The 12403-nt window shown below is 70.7% G+C and carries 9 protein-coding genes; 6 read left to right on the top strand and 3 right to left on the bottom strand.

All coding sequences use genetic code 11. The features are described from left to right. The coding region (locus tag TA90_RS09365) for a response regulator (RefSeq protein ID WP_043535939.1) at positions 1-657 on the bottom strand (657 nt) is incomplete at its 3' end. 40 nt (positions 658-697) lie between these two features. Beyond that, a complete protein-coding gene (locus TA90_RS09370; RefSeq protein WP_043535940.1) occupies positions 698-1954 on the bottom strand; it encodes a sensor histidine kinase in 1257 nt (418 codons plus the stop codon). 166 nt (positions 1955-2120) lie between these two features. Here TA90_RS09370 and TA90_RS09375 point away from each other — a divergent pair, with 166 nt between their 5' ends. From TA90_RS09375 to TA90_RS09395, 5 genes are all read left to right on the top strand, one after another. After that, positions 2121-3050, top strand: a complete 930-nt coding sequence (locus TA90_RS09375) for a DUF4190 domain-containing protein (RefSeq protein WP_052450717.1) — start codon at positions 2121-2123, stop codon at positions 3048-3050. 286 nt (positions 3051-3336) lie between these two features. Then, complete coding sequence (locus TA90_RS09380; protein ID WP_147513443.1) at positions 3337-5706, top strand: 6-phosphofructokinase; 2370 nt, start codon at positions 3337-3339, stop codon at positions 5704-5706. Between the two features lie 57 nt (positions 5707-5763). Further along, positions 5764-7458, top strand: coding sequence for a glucose-6-phosphate isomerase (gene pgi / locus TA90_RS09385; protein ID WP_043535941.1), 1695 nt, complete (start codon positions 5764-5766; stop codon positions 7456-7458). A 520-nt stretch (positions 7459-7978) separates the two neighbouring features. Further along, positions 7979-8503 (top strand): carboxymuconolactone decarboxylase family protein, encoded by a 525-nt coding sequence (locus TA90_RS09390; RefSeq protein ID WP_043535942.1) that lies wholly within the window; start codon positions 7979-7981, stop codon positions 8501-8503. Positions 8504-8571: 68 nt separating this feature from the next. Further along, positions 8572-9876 (top strand): O-acetylhomoserine aminocarboxypropyltransferase/cysteine synthase family protein, encoded by a 1305-nt coding sequence (locus TA90_RS09395; RefSeq protein WP_043535943.1) that lies wholly within the window; start codon positions 8572-8574, stop codon positions 9874-9876. Between the two features lie 21 nt (positions 9877-9897). Here the strand turns inward: TA90_RS09395 and TA90_RS09400 are convergent, their stop codons facing one another. After that, complete coding sequence (locus tag TA90_RS09400) at positions 9898-11094, bottom strand: PPK2 family polyphosphate kinase (protein ID WP_074015372.1); 1197 nt, start codon at positions 11092-11094, stop codon at positions 9898-9900. 273 nt (positions 11095-11367) lie between these two features. Here TA90_RS09400 and TA90_RS09405 point away from each other — a divergent pair, with 273 nt between their 5' ends. Next, positions 11368-12357, top strand: a complete 990-nt coding sequence (locus tag TA90_RS09405) for a malate dehydrogenase (protein ID WP_043535944.1) — start codon at positions 11368-11370, stop codon at positions 12355-12357. Positions 12358-12403 lie beyond the last annotated feature (46 nt).

A 12403-nucleotide genomic window follows, 5' to 3' on the forward strand; every position in this document is an offset into this window, starting at 1 on the left:
GAGGCGCAGGTCCGCCGTCGCCGATGACGCGATGGCCGTGCGGTTGTCGACGCCCAGCTTGGCCTGGATCGCCGCGAGGTGTGCCTTGACCGTCCCCTCGGAGATGAACAGTGCCTCTGCCACCTCGGCGTTCGTCTGTCCGAGCACGAGCTGAGCCGCCACGTCGCGTTCGCGCCGGGACAGGGTGGCGACCAGCTCGCGGGCCCTGCTCCGCAGCCCGGCGGAGGCATCGAGCCGGCGTTGGTCGAGCAGGCGGCGGGTGGAACGCGGTGAGAGCACGGCATCCCCCGAGACGACGGCCCTCACCGCCTGGAGGATCTCCTCGGGAGCCGAGGACTTGAGCAGGAAGCCCGAGGCGCCCGCATCGAGGGCACGCACGACGGCGTCATCGACGTCCCAGGTGGTGAGGACGACCACCTCGGGTGGCCGGGGCAGGGCCCGGATCCGGCCCGTCGCCGTGATGCCGTCGACCGTGGGGAGGCGCAGGTCCATGAGAACGACATCGGGACGGTGGAGGCGCGCGGCCTCGATGGCCTCGTCCCCGTCGGTGGCCTCCGCGACGATCTCCACGTCCTCCGCACTCTCGACCAGCCAGGTGAGCGCGGTGCGGACCAGGGGGTCGTCGTCGACGAGGAGGATCCGGACGGGAGCGGTCACGCAGGAAGTCTAGAGGAGGGGACCTCCGTCTCCGGCCTGTTCAGACTCCCCGCCACGGGAGTTCCACGTGGAGGTGGAACACGGTCCCGTGCCGGTCGACGCCCTGCGCCAGGGTGCCCCCGAGCAACTCCACGCGTTCGGAGAGCCCCACGAGCCCTCCCAGCGGACCGGGGGGAGTGTCGGTCGCCCCCGGAGGCAGCGGGTTGACGACGTCGATGCTGACGCCCCCCGAGGGCGACCCGCTCACGGAGAGGGTGATCATCTGGCCGGGCGCGTGCTTGCGGGCGTTGGTGAGCGCCTCCTGGACGATGCGGTGGACCGCCCTGGACAGGGCGGGGTCGGCCCGGTCGGCGTCCTCGACGAACACCGAGGACGCCACTACCTGACCCGCACGGACCGCCTCCTCGACGACCCGGGGCAGTTGCGCCAGGGGCAGTGGCGGGGGCTCCGTTCCCGCGGGCCCACGCAGGAGGTCGAGCAGGGAGTGGAGGTCGTCGACGGCCGCGGCCGCCGACTCCCGTACGAGGTGGGCCGACTCCCGCACGCGCGGGTCACCCTCCCCCGAGGCCCTCGCGGCCCCCTCCAGGGCCCCCGCGTGCAGGGCGATGATGGACAGACGGTGCCCCATCACGTCGTGGACCTCCCGGGCGATGCGCTCGCGTTCCGCGCTGCGGGCGACCTCGTCGCCCAGGCGTGAGCTGATCCTGCGTTCGGTCTGTGCGCTGGTGGTCGCCTGGCGTGAGGTCCGCACCGCGCGCACCAGGAGTCCCGAGCCGAGGCTGACCCCGATGCCGAGGGCGGCGAGCAGGGCGACCATGGCGACGGACACCGGTGTGGTCGCCGTCGGGGGTGTGCCCTCGGGGGCGAGGAGCGTCCGCGTCAGAGAGGCGGCGTCGGGAGTGGCCAGTGAGTCGCGGACGACCACGACGCAGGAGGTGAACGCCGTGAGCCCGGCCGTCCACCACACGGCAGGACCCTTCCGCCTGCCCACCAGTGCCGCGAGGGTGATGAAGGCCAGGGTGTTGCCGATCGGCAGCACCAGGGGGACGAGGGCGGCCCCGATCGCCAGGGTGAACGGGAACCTCTGGCGCCAGAACAGCAGCACACACGCCCCCAGGACCACCCCGGTCGTCACGAGGACGACGAGGGCCCCCCAGTTCTCGGAGTTGGTGGTGGCGTGGCCCACCGGGGACAAGACCATCGAGACGAGGCTGCCCAGGCAGACGAGGAGGGCGTGGAGGAGTGAGCGCCACACCGGTGGCGCGGCACCGTCGCCCACGACCTCGCTCCTCCACATGTCCTGAATGGTAGGAGGTCCCACCCCCGTCCCGGGTTGGCCGGACGGCCAGCGCCCTGCCCGGACACCCCCACCGGTCGGAGGAGGTGGCGCTGGCCGACCGGCAGATGTGGGGAAGGCACCCGCGCGACTGGGATGGGGGCATCCCTGAGACGAGGAGGAGACCATGACCATCCCAGACCATTCGGACAACCCGACGGATCCCACCCACCCGACCGTCCCACCCGGGGCACCCGCGCCCGTCGGCGCGCCGACCCCCCAGGTGGCACCATCCCCGTCGGGCGGGGGACGCAACACCCTCGCCATCGTGGCGCTGGTGGTCGCAGTTCTCGGCACCGTCTTCGCCGTGATCCACGGGGCGATGATCGTCGGTTGGATCCTGTTGCCCGTCGCCTTCGTGCTGTCCGTCGTCGCCCTCGCGCAGCACGGCAGGCCCAGGGGGATGGCCGTGGCCGCCCTCGTCGTGAGCATCGTCGGGACGATCGTCGGTGTCGTCGCCTTCATGGGGGCGCTCGGTGACGCCGTCGACGACGCCTTCAACACACCCGTCAGCGGGACCACCCAGTCCAGTGGGGAACCCGGGGACGACTCCGGTGCCACGACCGGCAGTGGCGACGGGACAGGCACCGGCGACGCGACCGCCGCCGATGACGGTTCTGACGAGGGCAGCAGTGACCCGGAGGGCAGCCGTGCGAACCCCTATCCGATGGGCTCCTCGATCAGCAGTGGTGACTGGACGGTGACGGTCAACTCATTCACGCCTGACGCCACGGACCAGGTCCTCGCGGCGAACGAGTTCAACGAGGCCCCGGCCGGAGGCAACGTCTATGCCCTGGCCAACGTGACCATCACCTACACCGGGGACGCCTCCGGGTACGCCCTCGAGACGACCACCGACTTCGTGACCTCGGGCGGGAACGTCGTCGGTTCCCCTGACTCGATGGTCGTGGCACCTGACCCCCTCGGCCTCGACGAGCTCTACCCGGGTGCGAGTGTGACGGGCAACCTCGTCTTCGAGATCCCTTCCGGGGACGGGGGGCTCCTGCGCGTGCGGCCCGGGATCCTGGCGGACGAGGCCTTCGTCGCCCTGTCCTGAGGCCGCACCCGGCTGGGCGGAGCCGGGGTGGACCCCGGTCCCGGACGGTGCTGTCGTCCGGGACCGGGCGTCCACGTGTCGTGACGCGAACGACAGAGCTGGTCCTCCACCCGCCACCTGCGCCCATGCGTGCAGGTGGCGGCGGACTTCTGTCCGGGGAGTCGGGTTGTGGCGAGGCGCACCATAGACTGTGGACAGCACCTCGAACACTCGGGAGACTCACATGCCGAACGTGACACCGCAGGGACCTGTGGACAACAGCACTCAGACCACCGACGGCGCCGGAATGCGCATCGGGGTGCTGACCTCCGGCGGGGACGCCCAGGGCATGAACGCCGCCGTCCGCGCGGTGGTGCGCACCGCGCTCGTCCACGGGGCCAGGCCCTTCGCGATCCTGGAGGGGTGGGCCGGGGCCGTCGCCGGTGGCGACTCCGTGCGCGAGATGAACTGGACCGACGCCTCGGGCATCCTCTCCGAGGGTGGCACCATCATCGGCACCGCCCGCTGCCCGGAGTTCCGGGAGTACTCCGGACGCCACGCCGCGGCCGCACACCTCCTCGAGCACGGCATCGACCGCCTGATCGTCATCGGTGGGGACGGCTCGCTGTCCGGCACCGAGGAGTTCCGGGGGGAGTGGCAGCAGCACGTCACCGAACTCGTCTCCGAGGGTGTCATCACCCAGGACGTCGCCGACGCCCACCCCGCCCTGCTGGTGGTGGGGCTCGTGGGCTCCATCGACAATGACCTCGTCGGCACGGACATGACGATCGGCACGGACACCGCGCTGCACCGCATCGTCGACGCCCTGGACCAGATCTCCTCCACCGCGGCCTCCCACCAGCGCACCTTCATCATCGAGGTCATGGGTCGCCACTGCGGCTACCTGCCCCTGATGGGGGCGGTGGCCGGAGGCGCGGACTACGTCTTCACCCCGGAGAACCCGGCAGGACCCGGCTGGGAGGAGGACCTGTGCGAGAAGCTCCGCCTGGGTCGCCAGGCCGGGCGCCGCGACTCGATCGTCATCGTCGCCGAGGGTGCCGCGGACCGGGACGGCAACCACCTGACCTCCCAGCAGATCGCCGACGTCATCCAGCAGCGCACCGGCGAGGAACCGCGCATCACGATCCTCGGCCACGTCCAGCGTGGTGGCTCGCCCTCCGCCTACGACCGATGGATGTCGACCCTGCTCGGGTACGCCGCCGTGCAGGAGATCATCGACGCGACGCCCGATGTCGAGCCCTGCATCCTCGGGGTGCGCCACAACCGCGTCACCCGCATCCCCCTGATGAAGGCGGTCCACGAGACCCGGGCCGTCAAGGACTACGTCGCCGCCGGTGACTTCGCGAGCGCCCAGGCGGCCCGCGGCGCCAGCTTCACCGAGATGGTGACGATCAACGAGATCCTCTCCGCCCCTCCCCAGACGGTGGGTGCGGACGTCCCGGCCGACGGGACCGACCTCCCTGCCGGTGCCGCCACCCCGGCCGCGCAGGAGGCACTCGGTGGGAGCACCGCCCCGCGTGCGGGGACCCAGGGCTCCCCGGCGTCCGCGACCGCCCACGGGCCGCGCGTCGCCATCCTCCACGCCGGTGGCCTCGCGCCCGGGATGAACACCGCCGCCCGCGTCGCCGTGCGCCTGGGCATCGCCCGCGGGTGGACGATGCTCGGCATCGACGGGTCCTGGTCGGGTCTCATCGAGGACAAGGTCTCGCCGCTGTCCTGGGCGGACGTGGAGGGCTGGGCCTTCCACGGCGGCGCGGTGCTGGGCACCCGGCGCCCGATCCCCACCGTCGAGCAGTACTACGCGATCGGACGCGCCATCGAGCGCAACTCGATCGACGCCCTCCTCGTCATCGGGGGGCTCAACGCCTACCTGGCCGTCCAGGACATGTCACGGGAACGGGACCGCTACCCCGCGTTCCGCATCCCCACCGTCCTGGTGCCCGCCTCCATCGACAACAACCTGCCGGGATCGGAGCTGTCCATCGGAGCCGACACCGCGGTGAACAACGCGGTGTGGGCACTGGACCACATCAAGGAGTCGGCGGCAGCCTCCAAGCGCTGCTTCGTCGCCGAGGTCATGGGGCGTCGCTGCGGGTACCTCACCCTGATGTCGGGCATCGCCTCCGGCGCCGAGTACGCCTACCTGAACGAGGAGCCCTACGACCTCGCCAAGATCGACGAGGACGCGCGCCGCCTGAGGGCCTCCTTCGAGGCCGGACGGCGCCTGTTCCTCGTCCTCATCAACGAGGACGCCTCCCCCTACTACGGCCGGGAGTTCCTGGCCACGGCCTTCGAGGCGGAGGGCGGCGGCATCTTCGACGTGCGCAACGCCGTGCTCGGACACCTCCAGCAGGGTGGCGCGCCCTCGCCCTTCGACCGCCTCCTGGCCACCCGCCTCGTGCACTCGGCGCTGGAGGAGCTCCAGGACCAGTTCCGGTCGGGCACCAGCAGCGCCGTCTACATCGGCATGGTGGCCAGCTCCATCTCCGCGCGTCCGGTGGACCGCATGGACGACGACCTCGACCAGGTCAACCGGCGTCCCAAGGTCCAGTGGTGGATGGAGCTGCGTCCCGTCCTGGAGACGGTCTCCCTGCAGAACTCCGGGGCCGTCCCCGTCCCCGTCCCCATCGCGGACTCGATGGAGGACCTCCGGTGAACTGCCGGGTCCGCACCCGCCCCTCGAACAGGGGGCTTCCCACGCACAGGAGCAGACATGAGTGACATCCCCGCACCGCTCGACCCGACCTCGACCACCGCATGGCAGACGCTGGACCTGCGCGCCGACACCTTCGCGCCCGACCTGCGTGCCTGGTTCGCCTCGGACCCGGACCGGGCCACCAGGTGGACCCGCACCGTGGGCGACCTGCACGTGGACCTCTCCAAGAACCTCGTCGACGAGACGGTCCTCGAGGAACTCCTCGCCCTGGCCGACCAGACCGGGGTGCTGGCCCACCGCGACCGCATGCTGCGCGGGGAACACATCAACGTCACCGAGGACCGTGCGGTGCTGCACACCGCCCTGCGCCGACCCGAGGGTGACCAGCTGGAGGTCGACGGCCAGGAGGTCGTCGAGGACGTCCATGCCGTGCTCGCCCGTGTCTACGACTTCGCCGACCGCGTGCGCTCGGGGGAGTGGACCGGGGTCACCGGGAAGCCGGTCGAGACGGTCGTCAACATCGGCATCGGCGGGTCCGACCTGGGTCCGGTCATGGCCTACGAGGCCCTCAAGCCCTACGTCAAGCAGGGCCTGAGCTGCCGCTTCATCTCCAACATCGATCCCACGGACGTCGGCGAGAAGACGAAGGACCTCGATCCGGAGACCACCCTCGTCATCGTCGCCTCCAAGACGTTCACCACGCTGGAGACCATCACCAACGCGCGTGTGGTGCGCGAGTGGTTCCTCTCGACCCTGCGCTCTCGGGGCATCCTCCACGAGGGCGACGCCGCGGCAGACGCCCGGGCGGTGTCCAAGCACTTCGTGGCCGTCTCCACCGCCTTGGACAAGGTGGCGGACTTCGGGATCGACCCCGACAACGCCTTCGGGTTCTGGAACTGGGTGGGGGGTCGCTACTCGGTGGACTCCGCAGTGGGGACGTCCCTGGCCGTGGCGATCGGACCGGACGGCTTCGAGGAGTTCCTCGAGGGCTTCCACACGGTCGACGAGCACTTCGCCACGGCGAGCCCGCGTGACAACGTGCCCCTGCTCATGGGACTCCTCAATGTCTGGTACTCGAACTTCCTGGGTTCCGACACCCACGCGGTGCTGCCCTACTCCCAGTACCTGCACCGCTTCCCCGCCTACCTCCAGCAACTGACGATGGAGTCCAACGGGAAGTCGGTGCGGTGGGACGGCTCGGCGGTCGACTACGACACCGGCGAGGTCTTCTGGGGGGAGCCGGGCACCAACGGCCAACACGCCTTCTACCAGCTGATCCACCAGGGCACCAGGATCGTGCCCGCGGACTTCATCGCCTTCGCGGAGCCCACCTGGGCCCTGCGTGACGGGGACGCGGACATGCACGAGCTGTTCCTGTCGAATTTCTTCGCCCAGACGAAGGCCCTGGCCTTCGGCAGGACCGCGGAGGAGGTGCGCGCCGAGGGCACGCCCGAGGCGATCGTGCCGGCGCGGGTGTTCACCGGGAACCGCCCGACGACCTCGATCATGGCCCCGGCCCTGACGCCATCGGTGCTCGGCCAGCTCATCGCCCTGTACGAGCACATCACCTTCGTCGAGGGTGCGGTGTGGGGGATCGACTCCTTCGACCAGTGGGGGGTCGAGCTGGGCAAGGCCCTGGCCCGCGGCCTCATGCCCGCCATCACCGGGGACGCCGAGGTCCTCGCCCAGCAGGACTCCTCGACGAGGTCGCTCATCGACTACTACCACGCCCACCGGTCCCGGAGGGACTGAGGGTCGACAGGGGAGGGGACGGGCGCCGGCGGCGCCCGTCCCCTCCCCTCTCCACGTCCCCGGTCCGGGACGACCTCGTGGTCGGTGGCGGCGGCGTGCCGGAGGAGCGGGGCTCGGGCCGAGCTGGCAGCACCCACTCCGTGGCAGCGGTGGATCGTGTCGGGCCCGCGGGGCGGGGCCGCCCTCGTCGGTGCGCTCGGGGAGCCGCGTGGGCGAGTTTCCAAACATCCGCGTGGCGGACTCCCCTCGAGGGACCACGCATCCGCGGATAGTTCTCCGGCATGGGATCCCGATGCCGAATGCGCACGCACTGAGGCGCTGGGCAGCCACTGCCACCGGTGCGCCCACCGGTCCGTGCCCACCGGCACGCCCCACCCGTCTCGTCCCGTCCTCCCACTGCCATGGCGGCAGGCCCGCGGGGCGCGCGGGACGCACAGGGGCAGGGGAGGGAGCGCCTTCCCGTCCACGGACGTGCCCACCACCGGCACCACCCACGTCACCCGACCCGGAGGAGACATCCATGGCCCGCATCCGACCACTCGACGAGGACGAGCTCGATCCCGTCCAGGCGGAGGACCACGCGGAACTGGTCCGCAGGGACCACGTCACCAACATGCAGCGCACGTTGATCCGGGGCCGGGCGACCTACCGCGCCTATGACGCGTGGCACCTGTCGTGGGCGCGTCTGGTCGAGGTGGTGGGGGAGCGGGCCGCCATGGTCCTCGCCCACGCGGTCTCGGAGACGAACGAGTGCCAGTTGTGCTCCCTCTACTTCGTCGCCGACCTCCGTGAACTCGGGATCGACCCCCACGACTACCACGCCACCGAGGAGGAGGAGCTCCTCACCGACCTCGCGAGGGCGGTCGTGCGAGATCCCAACGGCGTCCCCGACGACCTCTTCGCACGCCTCGCCGGGTGCCACAGCGCGGAGGAGGTCGTGGTCATCGTCGGGTTCATCGGGCAGATGATCGCCACCAACACCTTCAACTCCGTGATCGGGGTGGACATCGACGGACGCCTCCTCCCGGGGCGCCCCTCACGCTGACCCGCCCACCACGGGGGACCGACCCCGACCGAGCCCCACCCGAACCACCCACACCCCAGAAGACAGACATGACCACCGACCTCGGCTTCGAGACCCGCAGGATCCACGCCGGGTACGACCCGGCGGACCACAACTGGTCCGTCGTCGCGCCCATCTACCAGACCGCGGCCTTCGACCTCGGTGACACCGACCGCGCCCGACGCCTGTGGACGGGGGAGGAGGCCGCCGGCATCTACACCCGGGTCGGCAACCCCACCGTCGCGGTCCTCGAGGAACGCGTCGCCTCCCTGGAGGGCGGCAGTGCGGCCATCGCCCTGGCCTCGGGGATGGCTGCCATCACCTGTGTCGCACTCCTCCTCGGTGAGGGCGGGGGGAACGTCGTGGCGGGATCGTCCCTCTACGGTGCCGCACAGGAGAGCTTCACCGACTTCCTGCCCAGGTTCGGGGTCACGACCCGTTTCGTCGACGACCGCGACGACCCGGAGGCCTACGAGGAGCTCATCGACGAGGACACCCGCGCGGTCTTCATCGAGAGCATCTCCAACCCCAACGCCGAGCTCTACGACATCGACGCCATCGCCGAGGTCGCCCACCGGCACGGTGTCCCCGTGGTCGTCGACAACACGGTGGCGACCCCCTACCTCCTACGTCCCTTCGAGCACGGTGCCGACATCGTCGTCCACTCCGCGACCAAGGGCCTGTCCGGTCACGGCAACGTCATCGCGGGCATCGTCGTGGAGAACGGGACCTTCGAGTACGGGGCCGATCGTTTCGCGAACCTCCACGAGAAGTCCTGGAAGATCCGGGACATCCACGACAACCCCCGCACCGTCGTCGAGGCCGCTCCCTCCGCCCCGGTCACCACGGCCCTGAGGGCCTTCCACCTGGAGTTCATCGGTGCCAAGCTCGCCCCCTTCGAGGCCTACCTCGCGCTCCTGGGACTGGCCACCATCAAGGAGCGCCTGGACGCCCAGGTCCGCAACGCGCAGACCATCGCCGAGTACCTGGAGCGCAACGAGCACGTGGAGTGGGTCCGCTACCCGGGCCTGGCCTCCAGCCGGTACCACGACCTCGCCCTGCGTGACTTCCCCGACGGCCCCGGGGGGATCCTCTCCTTCGGCTTCAAGGGGGACCGCGACCAGCTGGGTGCCTTCATCAGGTCACTGGAGGTGCTCTCCTACCACGTGAACATCGGGGACGTGCGGACCCTGGTCGTCAACTCACCCGAGACGACCCACGCGGAGCTGGCCCCCGGCATCCAGGCGCTCGCGGGCATCCCGGCCAACCTGGTGCGGATCTCCGCGGGCCTGGAGGACCCCCAGGACCTGGTCGCGGACCTCGAGCGCGGCTTCGCCGCGGCGTTCGGGGCCTGAGGGGACCGGGCCGTCGGGGCGTCAGGCCCCGGAGGTGTCACCGAGCTCCGCGTCCTGTCGCGTGAGGGACTCGGCGGAGTCCTTCGAGGAGGCGGCGTTGAGCCGGTCCACCGCCAGGGAGACGGCCTCGTCGGAGGTGATCCAGCGCTCCTGGGAGGCCTTCTTCTCCTTGGCCCAGGCCCGCAGGGCCTCCGGGGTGAGCGTCGAGTCGAGCCGTTCACGTGCCGCGTCCACGTCGAAGGTGGCCGCCGGCCAGGTGGGGTCGATCTCGGCGAGGGTCCGGGTGAGGATCTCGGTCACCGCCAGGCGCGAGTACCACTTGCGGTCGGCGGGGATGACGTACCAGGGGGCGATCTCGGTGGAGGTCCGTGAGAGGACCTCCGCGTAGGCCGCCTGGTAGTGGACCCAGTCGTCACGGGTGTCCAGGTCGTTGGTGGAGAACTTCCAGTGCTTGTCCGAGCGGTCCAGCCGCTCCCTCAGGCGAAGGCCCTGCTCCTCGTAGGAGACGAGCAGGCAGACCTTGACGATGCGCATGCCGGCATTGGTGGCGGCCACCTCCATCTCGTAGATGTCGTGGTAGCGGCGGTTGAGCTCGTCGGTGTCGACCACCCAGGACACGCCGTGCTCGTCCGTGCGTCCGGTGAGCGACTGGGCGGTGGGGACCAGGAGGTCCTCGTAGTGGGACCGGTCGAAGACCCCGATGTGTCCGGGGTGGGGCAGGCGCGGGCGGATGCGCCACAGGAAGTCGTGGCGGCGTTCCTCCTCGGTGGGCGCCTTGAAGGCACTGAGCTCGATGCCCTGGGGGTCGACCTGGCCGACCACGTGCCGCACGATCCCGCCCTTGCCCGAGGTGTCCAGTCCCTGCAGGACCAGGAGCACGCTGTCCTGGGCACCTCCCCGTGAGGAGGCGTAGAGGCGCTCCTGCAGCTGGGAGAGGAACTGGGAGCGCACGGTGGTCCAGACCTCTCCGGCCGCCCGACCGAGTTCCCACCCGGGTGTGGCGTTGCGCGCGAGGTCGGCGAGGTCGAACCCGGGGCGGACCCGCAGGAGTTCCCGGGGGTCGGTGCTCCACCCGCCGGTGACCGGGACCTCCGTCGGTGAGGGGCTCCCGCTCCGGCCGCGCCGCGCTTCCTTCGCGGCCTTCCGGGCACGCTTGATCGATGCCCTCCGGGCCTTCTCCTCCGCCTCCGCCTGCTTCCGCAGCTTCTTCGACCCCATGTCGCACCCCGTCCCGCACCGTCACCGGTGCCGCCCTCGTCAATGGTCCTGCCGCCCGACGGCACTGCCGCGCCCGGCGCGCCCGTCGTCTGCCCCAACGGTAGTTCTATTGCGCAGGTCACGTCTCGGGGGCGTGCGGTCTGGGACTGCTGGCACTGTCTGTGGCCCTGACCACCGCCTAGTCTGGAGGGGTCGTGTCCGACGGATGGGCCGTCGGACGAGGAAGCGGCCCAACCCATGCGTCGCAGGAACACCACACAAGGAGTTGCTCTCATGGCAGATCCCCGTATCGTCACCGTCACCGGTGCCGCCGGCAACATCGGGTACGCCCTCCTCTTCCGCATCGCGTCGGGCCAGCTCTTCGGACCCGATGTCCCCGTCAAGCTCAACCTGCTCGAGATCCCCCAGGCCGTCAAGGCCGCCGAGGGCACCGCCATGGAACTCGACGACTGCGCCTTCCCGCTGCTGGCCGGTGTCGACATCTACGACGATGCCACCAAGGCCTTCGAGGGCACCAACGTCGCCTACCTCGTCGGCGCCCGCCCCCGCTCGAAGGGCATGGAGCGCGCGGACCTGCTCGAGGCCAACGCCGGGATCTTCGGACCCCAGGGTGCCGCCATCAACGCGGGCGCAGCCGATGACGTGCGCGTCCTGGTGGTCGGCAACCCCGCCAACACCAATGCGGTCATCGCCCAGAACGCCGCCCCCGACGTCCCCGCCACCCGCTTCACCTCGATGATGCGCCTGGACCACAACCGTGCACTGTCCCAGCTGGCGCACAAGACCGGTTCCCACGTCTCCGACATCAAGGAGATCGTCGTGTGGGGCAACCACTCCGCCGACCAGTACCCCGACGTCTCCTACGCGACCGTCGCGGGCAGGCCCGCCGTCGACCTGGTCGACGAGAAGTGGCTGGCCGAGGAGTTCCGCCCGACCGTCGCCAAGCGGGGTGCGGCCATCATCGCCGCCCGTGGCGCCTCCTCCGCGGCCTCCGCCGCCAACGCCGCCATCGACCACGTGCACACGTGGATCTTCGGCACGCCCGAGGACGAGTTCGTCACCGCCGGCGTCTACTCCGACGGCACCCACTACGGCGTGCCCGCGGGCCTGTCCTTCGGCTTCCCCGTCAAGGCGCAGGGCGGCGAGTACGTGGTCGTCGACGGCCTGGAGATCTCCGAGGGCACCCGCGCCGGGATCGACCACAACATCAAGGCGCTCCAGGAGGAGTACCAGGCCGTCAAGGAACTCGGCTTCATCAAGTGAGCCAGGGGTGCGGCCCGGTGGCGTGAGCCGCCGGCGCGCATCCGGG

The organism is Actinomyces polynesiensis (assembly GCF_000820725.1).
Taxonomy (GTDB): domain Bacteria; phylum Actinomycetota; class Actinomycetes; order Actinomycetales; family Actinomycetaceae; genus Pauljensenia; species Pauljensenia polynesiensis.